Origin of the sequence: Pseudoalteromonas sp. GutCa3 (assembly GCF_002836155.1) — a bacterium.
Lineage (GTDB): Bacteria > Pseudomonadota > Gammaproteobacteria > Enterobacterales > Alteromonadaceae > Pseudoalteromonas > Pseudoalteromonas arctica.
Window position 1 is genome coordinate 21,231 of the sequence record NZ_PJBK01000031.1, and the last position, 16,876, is coordinate 38,106.

A 16,876-nucleotide genomic window follows, 5' to 3' on the forward strand; every position below is an offset into this window, starting at 1 on the left:
AAAACCTAATTAGCCTGAAAGTCAGGCTAATTAATACGTATATTGTAAGTAGGTAGATCTACTTATAGACGAGGTACTAGCTTAATTGCACCTTCAACCACTTTCATATCAAGTGGAAGTTTACTAAGTAGCATCATTTTAGGGTCATCCATATTTAGAGTATAAACAGGGTTAACCGCTAAAAAAGCATTAATCACATCCATTGCTTGGCTATCAAGTGCACCTAAATTACCTTTAAAACCACCGGCATCAACACTCGAATCAAGTAATTTAATATTACGTAAAAATACCGCTTTTTTCTCACTGTCGTAAAATGGGCTGCCTTCAATTTGTAGCTTTAAACGCACTGGGTATTTAAGTGCGAATGCATTAATTTCAGCGCTTGAATCGGCACCAAGCACAACAACATCGCGGTTATCAGGCCCAATATTTACACTTAAGTCGTTTACATCAAACTGAACGGGTAAACCCATTAAGCTTACTTTTTCGCTTAACTTTGGTAATTGCTTACCCAGTACAGATTCAACCTCAGAATTAGTAAATGAATATACTGATATGCCTTGCGTGGTATTACAGGCAGTTAAAAATAACGCTGCAATAATAACTAAAATTCTCATGAGAACCCTTTTGTTTATAAATTAGTAGTACATAAAAAAGCCGCTATTAAAGCGGCTTATTAAAATAGTAACCAGCATATATTACGCTGGTTCTAGGGCGTGTTGACCTTTGTGGATTGAAATTTGTTCAATCTAGGGTCGATTTAATCGCGGCGTGAGGTTTGTAACCTAGCGGGCTAAGTCAAAACCGAGCAACAAAGAGTTAATCGTCCCTAGAAAGAACCCAAAGGGCAGCGCATGTTTGGCATTTATGCTGCGTTATCGCCTATTTATGGGGAATAACCACACTACATAGACTCTGCCTTGCCTAAATACCAAACAGTCTGCTGCAAATTCAACCACGAAAGGTCAACACGCCCTAGTGTATTAAGCTGCAAGTGTCGCTTTAAGTCGCGTTAGTGTGTCAGGTTCAACTGAACCAGCACTGAGCGCTAATAACTGTTTTAAATAATAGTTTAAATCAGCATGTTCGCCACGATGTTTGTCATCTAACATGGCTACTTGTTCTGCCATTCTAAGTGACTTATCAGTTGAACTTACGTTCGCTAATATTTCCATACGCGTAATAAGTTGATCTGTATTTAATGCTGTTTTAAGCGGTGCTTGATACTGACTTGGTAATGCTTCATTGTTTTCAAGTGCTGTAATTAACGCATCTAGATTAGCTTGCTCTGATTTGCTTGTAAGCAATGCAAGTTTATCGTCAATAGCTGCTAGTAGCTTAGTAACTTTTGGCGCTAACGATCTAAATTGCGTGTACCCTTTCACTTTTGTTTCTAGGTCATGCAACTGTGCTCTTTGATTTACATCGCTAAGTGCTGCTTCAAGCTCAGCAAGTTCTGCAACTGCTTGTTTATCTGACTCATTTTGATCAAGTTTTTGCTGCTCAAATTCACTACTACGTTTAGTAAATGTTTCATCGTTAAATTGACGAAATTTTTGCCATAACGCATTTTCAGCTTTTAAACCTGCAAAACCAATTGTTTGCCATTGCTGCTGCATTTGCTTCAACTCTTGGCACGCAGCGGCTAAATCATCGCTTTGTGATAATTGCTGCGCTTTTTCTACTAATTCATTTTTAAGTACGGCATTACTTTTATGAAATGCGTTTAATAAAGCCAGTACTTGTTGTTGCTCGCTTTTATAACGATCGTTTAGTGTACGGTATGTTTTAGGGTCAACTTTACCTACACTGCGCCACGCTTTGTTTAAACGATTGTATTGGCTTTCATATTGTTTCCAATCAAAGTCATCCTCAGCCGTAGGCTGTAAATGAAGCGCGTGCATGTCGCTAATAATACTTTCGCGTTGTGCTTTTGACGCTTCGCGTTGTACTTCTTGCTCTGCAAAGTAACTACGACAAGGTGCAAATAACAGCTCGATTTTTTCATCAAACTGCACGCCTTGTTGCTTTTCTTCATCTGTATCTAAACGACCTAACTCATTCCAACGCTTGCGTAACACTTTTACTTGCTCTGCGCGTTGTTGTGGGTCAGTACACTCTTCACTTACTAATGCACTTACTTCTTCTAATAAAGCTTCACGCTTTGGTGCTGCAGCGTATTTTTGCCAATCTTTAGCATCTGCAAGTTGCGCTTCAAGTTCCGCTTTTATATTTACAAGCGGCTGTTGATATTGCTCAGTGAGTGTATTAAATAACTCTTCAAACCCTTTAAACACGCCAAAGGCAACATTAAAACGACCTTCTTCAATTAGGCGTTTAACATCACGAGCTTTGCGTTTTGCTTGGCTTTGGTTTTTTTCAAGTGGCTTAACTAGCTCACTCATTGGTGCTAAAAATTGCTTTTTATGCGTATTTAACTGTGTTTTAAAGGTACTTTGCAGTGCACCATCTAAAATATTTAAATGACTACGCGCTGCTTTAAAACCATTATTAAATTCAGTTAGAGTTGAATCGTATTGTGCTAAATCTTCTGCTGGCTTAATTTCGCATAATGCTGCAAAAGCGAGTTTGTACTCTTTAATAGCCGTTGTTAGCTCAGGTAACTTAGCAACTTGAGTAAATAGTTTTTCTAACTTGCTTACAGCCAGTTTAGATTGCGCATTATTAGCAAGTTCTGTTTCGCTAATAGCTTGCTTAGCTTGCGCTACTTTTGCATCAAGCCAATCTTGCTGAATTTGCTCTGGTGTTTCAAGGCCTAGCTGTAAGGCGTTTTCTATTTCTTCACTTAACGCTTCAACAGTTGCAAGCGCTAGCAATTGGCGCTGTTGTAGCGCTAATTTTTTCTGCTCTTTGTCGTGTACCACTTTTAGCTGTTCAATGTGTGCATCTAACTTAGTGGTAATCGAAATATATTTTTCGTCAAGAAGCTTAACACGCTCATCACTTAGCCATTTGAGCTCAAGTGCTTGCCACTGGGCCATTAATTCGCCGGCTTGTGGATTTACAACACCAAAATCTGTTTTTTCACGTAAGGCATTTAACTTAGCTAAAATAACACGTGTTGCACTTTCAACCTGCAGTGGCATTTCTATTGCTAAACGCTCATTTTCAATATGCGTTTCAAGTGCTGCTTTTGCACCACCCTTGGCATGCTTTACTAATGGCTTAATTAATTGATGGGTAATAACAAGTTCAACTAATTGAGTTTGTAGCTCTTCGCTACCTTCTTTAAATGCTTTTTCTACTAGTTTTGGATTTGCTAAACGTTTTAATAATTTAACGCGTACTTGCAGTTCTTTTTCTGCAAACGCTAACTTTTCAAGTGTTTTAACGGGTGCAAAACGCTCTATGTATTCGTTTTTAATTTGCGGTGTTAGTGCACTTTCGCTATTTAAAACAGCATTAGATATTTGAAGCTCTGCGATATCTTTTAATGCTTGATCTTGTTTATATGCTTTCCACCAAAGTGGTAACTCGTTTACTTTTTGTAGTGCTTTGCGGCGTATTTCAGCTGAGCTGTCTTCAAGTGCTAACGTGTTTAATATGGTTGCATCACGTTCAATGTCTAATTTTTCGATAGCATCAAGACGTACTTGTTGCTTAGGGTGTTTCCATTTCGGTGTAAAAAGGTGCTTAAAGATCATGTTCACTAAACCTAGCTATTTCGTTGTCTGATTTAAATTCTTTTTGTAGTTGAGCTTTTGTCTTTTGGATCATTTCACCATTAGCACCAATCGTAAATTGCTCGTTTGATTGAGCCACTTTTGCTTGATACAACATAACCAACTGCACTGTTTGTTGCTTTTGCTCGTCTGATAAAACGGTACCGTCTGGCCATTTGCCAGTTGATGCACCGTATTGTAAGCGTTCGAATAATTCGGGAGTAATATTTTGTACAAGATTGTCGATATTCATGTCATTTTTTCTTTTTTAGAGTCACTAAAACAATTCGGTTTATAAGATACCAAATACACCCTACGCCAATAGCCGCAGTATAAGCATACCACTGAAGCGTTTTTTCTTGCGGTTGTAAAAAGTACAAACAGAAAAAACCACCTAAAAATAAGATAAGCGCCAAAAAGGAGTGATTTATAAACATCTGCTTTTTTTTAATTCGCTGTTCGCGCTGAAGTTGCAAAACTTGCTCGTCGTTTAGCTCTGCAATGTTGCTTTCGCAATGCGGACATTGCTTATGTTTATCTGAAATTGATTTTGCACATTTTGGGCAACGAATAATCGCCATACTTCTCTCCATACTACGCATAAAAAAAGCGCCTTTCGGCGCCTTTATTGTACTTGTTTTATTTCTCGTTGTCTTTTTTGAATTCAAACCAATAACTAATTTTGGGGCTATAATTTTCTAAGTTGCCCACTAAGTTTAATTACTCTGCGTCTTTTGACTGCTTCTCTAAGCGTTTTTCCCAGAACGTGGCGTTTTTAATGCCTAATTTAACTGGATCAAATATGATTTTTCCGCCTTTTTTCTTCTGTTCTTCATAATCGCTCAAACATAACAAAGCAGGCTTAGCTACGAAGAAAATAGCTAAAATACCTAGTATGTTGATCCAGGCCATTAAGCCAACGCCAATATCACCAATAGTCCAGATATAACCTGAATTGTTTACCATGCCGTATGCAACCATAAACATAATCACAAACTTCACGATAACAAGCGGAATACTGCCTTTAAAATAACGATTTAAGTAAGCAATATTAGTCTCTGCAATAAAGTAATAAGCAAGTATTGTGGTAAAAGCAAAGAAGAACAATGCGATGCCAACAAATGCCTGCCCAAAGCTACCAAATACACTAAATAGAGCCATTTGCGTAAAGGCTGCTGAACCCACTTCAGTGGCTGCATCAACATTTTGAACAATAAATTGCCCTGCTGGTAACTCACCCACAATATTGTATTGCTGCGTTATTAAAATCATTAATGCTGTTGCAGTACACACAAAGATGGTATCAACGTAAACAGAGAAAGCTTGTACTAACCCCTGTTGAGCAGGGTGATCAACTTCTGCAGCGGCTGCTGCATGAGGCCCAGTACCTTGGCCTGCTTCGTTAGAATATATGCCGCGTTTAACGCCCCAACCAATAGCAGCACCAAAACCGGCCTGCGCAGTAAACGCATCACTAATAATTAAATAAAATATATCACCCACTTTATCTAAATTTAAAAATACTACGATTAGTGCCAATACTATGTAACCAAGCGCCATAAATGGCACTACTATTTGCGTAAAGTTCGCAATACGCTTTATTCCGCCGAAAATAATAAACGCCAAAACAATAAGGATAATTGCCAAAGCGACCAATTTAAAGCTGCCTACGTCACCAAAGCTAGTAGAAACCATATTGCCATCGCCAAACACTTGAGTAAACGCATTACCTACCGCATTTGCTTGTACGCCTGGCAGAAAAACACCACATGCAATAATTGCCGAAACAGCAAATAAAACAGCTAGCCATTTTTGCCCTAAACAACGGTCAAAATAATACGCTGGGCCGCCACGATATTGCCCGTTTTCTTCTGTTTTATAAATTTGGCCTAAAGTAGATTCTGCATATGCGGTACTTGCACCTAGAAAAGCAACAACCCACATCCAAAAAATAGCACCTGGTCCACCAAAACCGATAGCTGCTGCAACACCTGCAATATTACCTACGCCAACTCGTCCAGACAACGATACTGCAAGGGCTTGAAAAGATGAGATACCTTTATCAGACGTGTTAGGACTAAATAATAACTTACACATTTCTTTGAAATGTCGAACTTGAGCAAATCGAGTTAATACTGAATAAAACAAGCCTGCGCCTAGGCATAAATAGATGAGTGCATTACTCCAAACAACATCATTAACAGCGCTTACAAAAGCTTCCATGGATATCCTCTATAGTTATATTTATTATTTTTAATTACGAGACTCTGCTTTAGCTACTACGCAACATAAGTTTCACGAAATAAGGTTTTACCTCTCCCGTCCAGACTCATTATTTAATTAATCTTAACTTAAGTACCCCAACTTTGTTAACACTTAATTTTCAAAATATCTAATTACGTAGCTATTGCAAGGCACTACATCAGCAGTATTTAAAGGAAAGTAGATTGATTTGTACCGATACGGTGATGATACGCGGCGAAGAAACGTTAAAAACGTTTTGGAGTGAAGTTGCTATATGATTATTATTTTTTGTAAAAGGGGTTTTACTAAAAGCAAAAAGGGCATCAAAACTATTGATACCCTTCAAATAAACGTTTTATCTTAAATTATCAACAACATTAACAATTGCCGCTAACGTATCTTGACCAAATTGATACGAACGACGGTCTGACCAGCCATAGTCTGGATCAGGTAAATCGTTGTTGTCTTTAAATGGCATTTCAATTGTGTACGTTAATGCTTTGAATTCTTCAGCAGTAGCTGATGAACCTACCGTAAGGTTAGCTTGGCCGGGCTCATCTTTTGGATAGCCATGCTCATCTTGAAACTCTGGAGTAATAGTTAAAAGCGCAGCTTTAAAGCTATCTTCAAGGCCTTTAAGACGAGCATCGTAACTTGGAATACCTTCGCTGCCTGCCACAAAGTTATACGGAATAGCTTCATCGCCGTGTATATCTAAGTGCATATCTAAGCCAGCTTCGCGCATTTTATTTAGTACTAGGTAAACCTCAGGGCTATTCTCCATGCTTGGTGTCTGCCATTCACGGTTTAAGTTAACGCCTTTAGCATTAGTACGGAGATGTCCCCGTGCGCTGCCATCTGGATTCATATTTGGCACAACGTAAAACACTGCTTTTGATAGAAGCGCAGCTGCATGTGGGTCTTCGTCATCAAGAAGTTTGTGCAGTAGACCTTCAACATACCACTCTGCCATTGTTTCACCTGGATGTTGACGTGCTGTGATCCAGATATTTTTCTTATCTTCACTTGGCTCACCAATTTTAAGCACACTCATATCGCGGCCATCGAGTGTTTCACCAAGTGTTATTAATTGGCAAGCACCTTGGCTTTGTGCCCAAGATAATAAATCTAAATGGCGGTCGTAACTGTATGGCGCAAAGTAAGCAAAATACACGCTGCCGCACTCTGGTTCAATTTCAAAGCTTAATGTGCCATTTTCATAGCTTGATGGTACACGAAACCATGTTTGGCGGTCATATGATGCAACGGCTTGATACCCTTCCCAACCATCTGGGTAAGCTGATTTATCAAGCTCATTAATATTTAACTTATGCAATTGGTAAGGCGTTGTTTCAAGACGAAAGTGAAACCACTGATAAAATTCAGACTGGTGATCTTTATTAATTTCTAATTGAATATTTAAAGGATCGGTGGCTTCAATAACTTTGATATTACCACTGTCGAAATTGCTGCTGATTTTCATGAAAAAAACCTTTAGGTTGAATAAGTTTATCTGCTTATTAATTCACAGAACTGACATTATTTTGTAAATAGTAAAACGAATGTGCATTTTCTTAATTAAAGCCTATCACAAGGCATACGCTTTAAAAATAATACACGACCAAAAAAGCCAGCAACATGCTGGCTTTTAAGTCACTGCAAATAAATTAGCGAGGTAAGCTTGGGAATGACACTTCGGCCATATCGCGCATACAACGAACTACTTGGCAGCTGTAACCAAACTCATTGTCGTACCATACATATAAAACAATACGGTTATCTTCAACAATCGTTGCTTGTGAATCAACAACACCTGCGTAACGGCTACCGACTAAATCGGTAGAAACAATTTCCGTTGATGCTGTGTAATCAATTTGGTCACGTAAGTCTGAATGAAGTGCAGTATCGCGTAAAAATGCGTTTAGCTCTTCAACTGATGTGCTTGTTGCTAAGTTAAGGTTCAAAATAGCTAGCGACACATTAGGTGTAGGTACGCGGATTGCGTTACCTGTTAATTTGCCTTCAAGCTCTGGTAATGCTTTTGAAACCGCTTTTGCAGCCCCTGTCTCAGTAATTACCATGTTAAGTGCTGCGGCACGGCCACGGCGCTCTGCTTTGTGGTAGTTATCAATAAGGTTTTGATCGTTCGTGTACGAGTGTACAGTTTCAACATGGCCATTATTAATACCAAACTTATCGTTTAGTGCTTTAAGCGTTGGTGTAATTGCATTGGTTGTACAGCTTGCTGCACAAACAATTTTATCTTCAGGTAAAATATCTTTGTTATTAACACCATATACGATGTTTTTGATATTACCTTTTGCAGGAGCTGTTAATAATACTTTTGCAGCGCCCTTACACTCTAGATGTTGGCCAAGGCCCGCTTCGTCTTTCCAAATACCGGTGTTATCAACAATTAATGCATTGTCGATACCGTATTGGGTGTAATCAATTTCGCTAGGAGAGTTAGCGTAAATAACCTGAATGTAGCTACCGTTGGCTTTAATTGCGTTACGTTCTTTATCAATAGTGATTGAGCCATTGAATGGACCGTGAATTGAATCACGACGCAGTAAGCTTGCACGCTTTTCAAGATCACCATCTTTACCGCCACGCACAACAATAGCGCGCAAACGTAAATCTGAATATGGACCTGATTTTTCAATTAATAAACGCGCTAGTAAACGACCAATACGACCAAAACCATACAATACAACATCGCGTGGTTCTTTCGCTGGTAAGTCAGCTATTTCTGCAAGTTCATCTTTTACAAATTCTTCTACTGAGCGGCCTTTTGCAGCTTCAGTGAACAAATAACTATATGCAAGCTTACCAATATCAATACGTGCAGAGTTTAATTCCATTTTGCTGATAGCTTCTAAAAATGGGAAGCTTTCACGCAAACGTAATTTAGTGCCTTCAAACTGAGCAACAGTTTTGTGAGATTTGATAATATCGATAGTACTGGCATTTACGAGAGGACGGCCATATACAGCGATTTCGATACCACGATTACGGTAAAGTTTACCAATGATTGGTTGCATGCTTTCTGCGTAATCTTGGCGCTCTTGCCAACTATTTGTGTATTCTAACTCGTGAGATGAGGTCATTTTATTTACCTAAGTTTATCATTTTGAACGGATAGCCTTTAAAAATGCACTATATTTTGAGAGTAATGCACTTCAGGCAGGGCTATTCTAATTTAATCTGAAGTTATTCTCTACTGTTAGGCGTTAAATGATTGCGTTAGAATAACAAGGTAGATATTCATTTGGGGTTAAGGGATGCTTAAAAAAGCAAGTGTACTATTGGGTTTGCTAACGTTGACAGGGTGTGAAGAGCCCTTGACACTCGCACAAGTGTGCAAAGAAACACCTGGCTTTTGTAGCGACTTAAACAAAGACAGCCACTGCAAGGATGAGCGTTCTGATGTAATTATCAAACGTTACATAGAATACAAAGACCCTACTGATGAAAATAAATACCAATTACTCAAAGACTTTGAATCCTATAACCAATGTATAACTGTGGCTGCCAAAATTGAACATATTAAGTTAAAAGCTAAAAAAACGTCACGTATTGACGGTCAATTAACGAGCATTAAAGAAATGACTCGGTTATACCAAGATACCCAAAATACGAACCATCCAGGTTTGCTCTACTACCAATGGTCACGAAATAATAACCAAAACGCACTGACTAAATTATTGGCGATAGAAAATGACAAAAGTGTAACGCAAAGTGCCGAAATGCAATTTTTTTTAGCATCGTACTATATTAAGTTCGACGATGAAAAAACCATTGATTTGCTTTATAAAACTTTAGAGCTCAATAAAAAAGACAACGTACCGAATCCTGAAGTGTATACATCACTTATTAGTCTTTTTTATAAACATGATAAATTTAAGCATGCATATATATTTTCTAAAGTAGCGCAAATGTCGGGGATTGAAAATATTGACGTGTTTGAAATTGAGCAGCAATTAATAACGAATGGTAAAAGCTTAGACAGCCTAGATGTACTTGCAGAGCAAACATTTCAGCAAATAATGGCAGGTGATTTTGTATCTCCTCGAGAGTTTTAATTTATAATCGCAAAAATAACCTAATACCAATCTGCTTATATATGGGGTCTATTTAACGTTAAGGAAATTACGCTAGAACTAGCCAAAAATTTTTGTATCTAGTTGTTCTAAATAAAAAATTTTTAACGACGTTATAGTGCAATTTAATTCGTTAAATTGATCAAAGATTTATGCAGGTTGGTATAATTTAATAACTAGGTTATTCAGGCAAATAAAAAGGCAGCTTACGCTGCCTTTTTTTATTTTGCTTTGCTTGTGCCCACTTCTACGCGGGTTTTAAGCTTTTGACCTGGTCGAAAAGTCACCACGCGACGTGCCGAAATAGGAATATCTTCACCTGTTTTCGGGTTGCGGCCTGGTCTTTCTTTTTTGTCTCGAAGATCAAAGTTACCAAATCCAGAGAGCTTAACCTGCTCGCCTTTTTCTAGCGCTGAGCGGATTTCTTCAAAAAACGCTTCAACTAAATCTTTGGCATCTTTTTTATTGATCCCGAGCTTTTCAAATAGGTGTTCAGCTATGTCGGCTTTAGTAAGCGCCATATCTAGTCCCTCAACGATGCATTAAACTGTTCGGCCAATTCGGCCACCACGTTATCAACTACTAGATTGATATCTTTCTCTTCGAGTGTTCTATCAACCGCTTGCAGTGTTAGAGCAATCGCCAAACTCTTATAATTTGGCTCAATACCTTTGCCCTTATACACATCGAATAAGTTTAGGTCAACCAATTGATTTCCGCCAACTTTTTCGATCACGCTTAAAATGTCGCCAGATTTAACGCTGTCTGCCACTAAAATCGCGATGTCGCGGCGATTTGAAGGGAATTTAGACACCCCTTCTGCTTGCGGTAAATTTCTTTTTTCTATTGCTGACATTTCAATTTCAAAAACAAAAGTTGCGTTGTTGATATCTAACGACTTTTGAGCTTGAGGATGTAAAGCACCAAAAAAACCAACCTTTTTGCCATCAACATATATTACAGCTGATTGACCAGGGTGAAGTCCATCTGACTGCTCGGCTTTAATTTCAAAGCGAGTAACGTCATTAGTAATTGCAAGTAAGGCTTCAACATCACCTTTTAGGTCGTAAAAATCAACGTTACGTTTTTCTTCAACCCAATGTTCACCATTTACAAGACCCGTAATAACGCCGCCAATAACCGGGACTTGGTAAACACCATTTTCTGCACTTTCGTCGCTTATAAATTTAAGACCATGTTCGAATAAACGAATACGAGGCTGTTGGCGATTTTGGTTATACGCTACAGACGCTAATAAACCCGGCATTAAACTTACACGCATCGCTGACATTTCAATTGAAATAGGATGCGGTAATACCATTGCTTTACACTCTGGGTGTAAAATAGCTTGTGCTTTAGGGTCTACAAAGCTGTATGTAATTGCTTCTTGGTAACCACGAGTCACTAACGTATTGCGGAACTTGCTAAGCGCAATAGTTGCTTCGTTATGTGTCGTCATTTTAAGTTTTGCAGTTGGTGCAACATTTGGAATGCTGTTGTAACCGTAAACACGTGCTACTTCTTCAATTAAATCTTCTTCGATGCGAATATCAAAACGGTAGCTTGGTACGTCCGCACTCCAGCTTTCATTTTCTACTTTAACATCAAGACCTAAACGCGTAAGAATATCTGTTACTTTAGTATCTTCAATATGATGACCAATAACACGGTCTAAACGTGCACGGCGAAGACGTACTTCAGTCACTTTTGGTAATTTGTCAGCCGCAACAGCTTCAACTACAGGACCTGCTTGACCACCTACAATCTCAAGAAGAAGTGCTGTTGCACGTTCCATTGCATCATGTTGTAGAGCAAAATCAACACCGCGTTCATAACGGTGTGAAGCATCAGTGTGTAAACCGTAGCTACGTGCTTGCCCTGCAATTGCTACAGGATTAAAAAATGCGCTTTCAAGTAATATATCAGATGTTTTATCTGTAACACCTGATTGCTCACCACCAAAAATACCTGCAATTGCAAGTGCTTTGTTATGATCGGCTATCACAAGTGTTGTGTCGTTTAATTTAGCGGTGTTACCGTCTAATAAAACAAGTTCTTCGCCTGCGTTTGCACTACGTACTTTAATACCACCTTCAATCGCATTTAAATCAAACGCGTGCATTGGGTGACCAAGTTCAAGTAATACATAGTTAGTCACATCAACAACCGGATCGATTGAACGTACGCCACTGCGACGTAGCTTTTCAACCATCCAAAGCGGTGTTTCTGCATCAAGGTTAATGCCCTTTATTACACGACCAAGGTAACGAGGACATGCATCTTCATTAACTAGCTCAATTGATACTTTGTCATCAATTGTTGGAGTAACAGCTGGAATATCTAATACGTTTACGTCAATACTATTTAAAACACCTACTTCGCGTGCTAGACCTTTTATACCTAAGCAGTCACCACGGTTTGGTGTTAAATCAACATCTATAATATTATCATCAAGACCTAGGTAATCACGTAAATCAGTGCCTACTGGTGCATCGCTTGGCAATTCCATAATGCCGTCGCCTTCTTCGCTAATACCTAGCTCAACAAAAGCACATAGCATTCCATTTGAAGGTTGGCCGCGTAGTTTGGCTTTTTTAATTTTAAAGTCACCAGGCAGTACAGCGCCCACAGTTGCAACAGCAACTTTAATACCTAAACGACAATTTGGTGCACCACACACGATATCAAGTAGCTCATCGCCACCTACGTTAATTTTGGTAACACGCAGTTTATCTGCATCAGGGTGTTGTCCACATTCAACAACTTCACCTACAACTACGCCATTAAATTTGGCAGCAGCAGGCTCAACGCCATCAACTTCTAAACCAGCCATTGAAAGCTGTTCCGAAAGAGCTTGCGTATCAATAGCAGGATTAACCCACTCTCTTAACCACTTTTCACTAAATTTCATTTTATTGTTTCACTCTTAACGGAACTGGTTCAGGAATTTTAAGTCATTTTCGAAAAATGCACGCAAATCGTTTACGCCATAGCGCAACATAGTTAAACGCTCTACACCCATACCAAAAGCAAAGCCGGTGTATTTTTCTGGGTCAATGCCCACAGACTTAAGTACATTTGGATGTACCATGCCGCAGCCTAGTACTTCTAACCACTTACCGTCTTTACCCATAACATCTACTTCAGCCGAAGGTTCTGTAAATGGGAAGAATGAAGGACGGAAACGAATTTCCATATCTTCTTCAAAAAAGTTACGTAAAAAATCATGCAAAATACCTTTTAGCTCAGTAAAGCTAACATCGGTATCAACCATTAAACCTTCAACCTGATGGAACATAGGTGTATGTGTTTGGTCGTAATCGTTACGGTATACGCGTCCAGGTGAAATAATGCGCAGTGGCGGCTGCTCAGTTTCCATAGTACGAATTTGCACGCCACTTGTTTGTGTACGTAGTACTAATTTAGGATTGAAATAAAAGGTATCATGATCAGCACGTGCTGGATGGTGCTCTGGAATATTTAGCGCATCAAAGTTATGAAAATCGTCTTCGATTTCTGGACCAGATTTAACTTCAAAACCTAACTCACCGAAAAAGCTTTCTATGCGCTCAATAGTGCGCGTAACTGGGTGTAAACCGCCAGTAGGCATAACACGCCCTGGTAGAGTTACATCTATAGTTTCAGCAGCTAGTTTTTCTTCAAGTGCTTTACTTGCTAGCAACTCACGCTTTTCGTTGATAGCAGCTTGTACATCTTGTTTAGCTTGGTTTATAACTTGGCCTGCTTCTTTACGTTCTTCAGGTGCTATTTTACCTAACGTTTTAAGTAAGCTAGTGATTTCGCCTTTTTTACCAAGGTAATTAACCCTGATATCTTCTAACTGCGCTATTTCACTGGCACTGGCTACCGCCTCAAGTGCTTGCGCTAATATGTTTTCTAAGTTCATTCGATACCTGATCTTTCACAGAAGGTGATTGCTTAAGAGCGTGTTGGCCTTTCAAGATTGCTTTACAACAGTGTGGTTGGTTATTAAATAAGGTTAAGCATTGGACTGTAGTTTCCTACATAAGTGATGCAATAACGCTAAATAAAGACCAAACACATGCAGTTTGAAGTGTTTATCTCGGAGGCTACGTTCTTTGTTGTTCGGGTTTCGCATATAAATACTACGCTAAAGCCCTCACGACGCGATTAAAGCACTCTTAAGTTAAACAAATTCCAATCAGGAAAGGTAAACACGCTCTGATAATAGCTTATGATAACTGAAAGAAGGGTCTAGATTCTAGACCTACTACAGCTTTAACGTTGATTTTATAAAAGGAATAGTTAATTTTCGCTGTGCTGCCATAGATGCATGATCTAATTTGTCGAGTACATCTAATAAAGCACGCATATCACGGCTTAAACGGGTTAGTAAAAAGCGTGCACACTCATCACTTAATTCAAGGCCGCGCATATGAGCGCGCTTAACAAGTGCTTGTGCTTTATCGTCGTCACTCATAGAACGAATTTGAAAGGTTGTTCCCCACGTTAAGCGAGACTCTAAGTCAGGCAGCGAGATATTAAGCATGCTAGGAAGTAAATCGGCAGTTACTACTAACATTTTTCCGGGTTCGTTAAACCGGTTAAAAAAGTTGAATAGTGCTTTTTCCCATGCATCATTGCCTGCAACTAAATGCACGTCATCAATACATAGAACATCAAGTGCTTCTAAACCGTCTAATACCATAGGTCCAAAGTCAATTACTTCGCGCATAGACAGCAGCATATTAGATAGGCCACGCTCTTGTGCTTTAATGCAGGTTGCATACAAAAGGTGAGACTTACCCGAATCACCTAACCCACATAAATAAGTATACTGAAACTTTTTAGCTAACTTCGAAAAGCTATCTTTTAAATGGTTAACCTCTAACGAATCTTCCCCACCAAAGTACGATGCAAATGTTTCGTCATCCGGCAAGGTAACCGGTAATGCCATTTGCATCGGCTCAGAAGTTAGCATTATGGCGTTATCCATTGATACTCTAAGCTATTTTTATCAACAACATGATAAAAAGCGCGTGGATCCTCATAATCTTTAAATGAGGAGTCTAACCCTAACCCTTTTTTAAGATCGCTTAGGTTACCAGTGTGGTTTAGTTTAAATTCTACAAATTCTGGTGTTTTACGAACAATTTTAACTTGCGTAACAACGCTTAAGTTCAATAATCTTTGTTTTGCTAATTCAACATCAACAAAACTTTGCGTGCCTTTTAATGTTAGCGTGGCCGCGGCTTGTTCATAATAAGCATTTGGATCAATAGCGTACTCGCTTGCAAGGCCTCGAGCTAAGGTATCAATCATTTGACTCACTATTTGCTGCTTATCGCCCGTTAATCTATTTGAATCAAATTGATCATCATTAGTAAAACGCCAATCTAAAATCCAATTTTCGCTATCCGCTTCTTTATACATTCTTGCTGTAATACTTCGCTCAGCACTGTAGCGTCTAGAGGCCTCTTCTACTGGTTCTGAAAAGTTACCCCATACCTCAGGAATACCTACTAAACGTCTATCTTGTAAATCAAGTAATGGCACAACGACAGGCAGACCACGGCGTCCTGCTTTGTCATAAATTAACTGCTCTAATTGCGGGTAACTTTCTTGTGTTACTAATTCTCTGCGCCAATTGTCTTCAATACCTAACCATATTGCGACTAACGGGCGTTGTACTCCCCATAAAGGTAAGTTTAACTCTTTGATTAACGCATTGATCTTTCGAGCTTCAAATTTAACAACGAGGTTCAATTGTCCATTTGCTCTCTCGTCATATTCAAACTTAAGCATATAATCAGAAATATCTTTAGTGCGTTGCTGTGCTAATTTATTTTGATCCGCAGTTTCATCACCGCTTACTTTCACTAAAACATTGAGCAAAGCTTTACGACTCGCAGCTAATCGAGTGTCTCGTGTTTTGTCATCTACTTTTAAAATATCTTGATATAGATCAGTTACTTCAACTGCCGACGCAGAAAAACAAAATAAAATGGATATGGCGCTAATTAATAATCTATACACAGGCTGTTAGTTCTTGGTTTTAAACTGATTTGATCCTAAATCAAAGACAGTAACAAAGCAAAATTAAATTTGTTATCTAAGGAAATGAGAGTAATTAGCTTTTATAGAAAGTAAAAAAGATTAAATATGAATTAAGATAGTTAAATAAGTAGTACGCTATTCACCTACGTTTAACCTTACTACACTTTTCAAAAACGAGAACCTTTCGGGTTTAGTTTCATCATGAAGGTATTTAATGCAATTACTCGATGATGTTATGGCATTGATTGTTCGTTATTGGTTCACATTTTACTTTCTGCAGACGTAAAGAGCCCGAATTTTTAGATGTTGGCTCTCTACAATTTGAAGCTTGTGTAATGTCACAGTGCCCACAGCGGTGGAGAGTCATAGTGAAAATGCTGCGCACTCATTGCTGAGCGGAGATTTTTCATGATTTTAGCGTCGGGAGTCGCTGCGCTCGCCCGACCTACGTGATATGTGTTGATGTGAGTGTGTTAATTGCGCACATTTCACTTTTCTGCAGACGTAAAAAAGCCCGAACCGTTAGATCCGGGCTTTCTACAATGTGAAGCTTGTGTAATGTCATAGTGCCCACAGCAGTAGAAAGTCACGTAGCAAATGCTAATTTATTGGCCGAATGGGGTATTAAGGGTTTTTGTTGTGATTTTAACGTCGGGAGTCGCTGCGCTCGCCCGACCTACGTGATATGTGTTGATGTGAGTGTATTAATTACGCGTATTTTACTTTTCTGCAGACGTAAAAAAACCCGAATCGTTAGATTCGGGCTTTCTACAATTTGAAGCCTGGTAATGTCCTACTTTCACATAG

At 38.9% G+C, this 16,876-nt stretch carries 13 protein-coding genes; 1 reads left to right on the plus strand and 12 read right to left on the minus strand.

Annotated elements, in window-relative coordinates; all coding sequences use genetic code 11:
• Positions 1-62: 62 nt before the first annotated feature.
• The 7 genes from CXF64_RS06240 to CXF64_RS06270 all read right to left on the minus strand — a co-directional run bounded on the left by CXF64_RS06240 (position 63) and on the right by CXF64_RS06270 (position 9,037).
• Positions 63-617, minus strand: a complete 555-nt coding sequence (locus CXF64_RS06240; protein WP_002960677.1) for a DUF1439 domain-containing protein — start codon at positions 615-617, stop codon at positions 63-65.
• A gap of 366 nt (positions 618-983) precedes the next feature.
• Positions 984-3,665 (minus strand): DUF349 domain-containing protein, encoded by a 2,682-nt coding sequence (locus CXF64_RS06245; RefSeq protein ID WP_101216597.1) that lies wholly within the window; start codon positions 3,663-3,665, stop codon positions 984-986.
• Entirely contained in the window at positions 3,655-3,936 is a 282-nt protein-coding gene (locus tag CXF64_RS06250) for a YeaC family protein (protein WP_007378333.1), read from the minus strand. The genes CXF64_RS06245 and CXF64_RS06250 overlap by 11 nt, the downstream gene beginning before the upstream one ends.
• Before the next feature lies 1 nt (position 3,937).
• Entirely contained in the window at positions 3,938-4,264 is a 327-nt protein-coding gene (locus CXF64_RS06255; protein ID WP_007580349.1) for a hypothetical protein, read from the minus strand.
• 139 nt (positions 4,265-4,403) lie between these two features.
• Complete coding sequence (locus CXF64_RS06260; protein WP_010554016.1) at positions 4,404-5,906, minus strand: alanine/glycine:cation symporter family protein; 1,503 nt, start codon at positions 5,904-5,906, stop codon at positions 4,404-4,406.
• Positions 5,907-6,282: 376 nt separating this feature from the next.
• The gene (locus CXF64_RS06265; RefSeq protein WP_024607823.1) at positions 6,283-7,410 is read right to left on the minus strand and encodes a M14 family metallopeptidase; all 1,128 of its coding nucleotides are present in this window, start codon (positions 7,408-7,410) and stop codon (positions 6,283-6,285) included.
• 184 nt (positions 7,411-7,594) lie between these two features.
• The gene (locus CXF64_RS06270; RefSeq protein WP_007580346.1) at positions 7,595-9,037 is read right to left on the minus strand and encodes a glyceraldehyde-3-phosphate dehydrogenase; all 1,443 of its coding nucleotides are present in this window, start codon (positions 9,035-9,037) and stop codon (positions 7,595-7,597) included.
• 174 nt (positions 9,038-9,211) lie between these two features.
• Here CXF64_RS06270 and CXF64_RS06275 point away from each other — a divergent pair, with 174 nt between their 5' ends.
• A complete protein-coding gene (locus tag CXF64_RS06275) occupies positions 9,212-10,012 on the plus strand; it encodes a DUF2989 domain-containing protein (RefSeq protein WP_024593069.1) in 801 nt (266 codons plus the stop codon).
• Positions 10,013-10,251: 239 nt separating this feature from the next.
• On the opposite strand, the gene ihfA is transcribed toward CXF64_RS06275, so the two are convergent.
• From ihfA to CXF64_RS06300, 5 genes are all read right to left on the minus strand, one after another.
• A complete protein-coding gene (gene ihfA / locus CXF64_RS06280; protein WP_002960690.1) occupies positions 10,252-10,551 on the minus strand; it encodes an integration host factor subunit alpha in 300 nt (99 codons plus the stop codon).
• Between the two features lie 2 nt (positions 10,552-10,553).
• Positions 10,554-12,941 carry a phenylalanine--tRNA ligase subunit beta gene (gene pheT / locus CXF64_RS06285; protein ID WP_101216598.1) on the minus strand — a complete coding sequence of 796 codons (2,388 nt, stop codon included), beginning with the start codon at positions 12,939-12,941 and terminating at the stop codon, positions 10,554-10,556.
• Positions 12,942-12,956: 15 nt separating this feature from the next.
• Positions 12,957-13,937, minus strand: a complete 981-nt coding sequence (gene pheS, locus CXF64_RS06290) for a phenylalanine--tRNA ligase subunit alpha (protein WP_002960692.1) — start codon at positions 13,935-13,937, stop codon at positions 12,957-12,959.
• Between the two features lie 345 nt (positions 13,938-14,282).
• Positions 14,283-14,993 (minus strand): DnaA regulatory inactivator Hda, encoded by a 711-nt coding sequence (gene hda, locus CXF64_RS06295; RefSeq protein ID WP_007580342.1) that lies wholly within the window; start codon positions 14,991-14,993, stop codon positions 14,283-14,285.
• Complete coding sequence (locus tag CXF64_RS06300; RefSeq protein WP_101216599.1) at positions 14,993-16,048, minus strand: DUF2066 domain-containing protein; 1,056 nt, start codon at positions 16,046-16,048, stop codon at positions 14,993-14,995. The genes hda and CXF64_RS06300 overlap by 1 nt, the downstream gene beginning before the upstream one ends.
• Positions 16,049-16,876 lie beyond the last annotated feature (828 nt).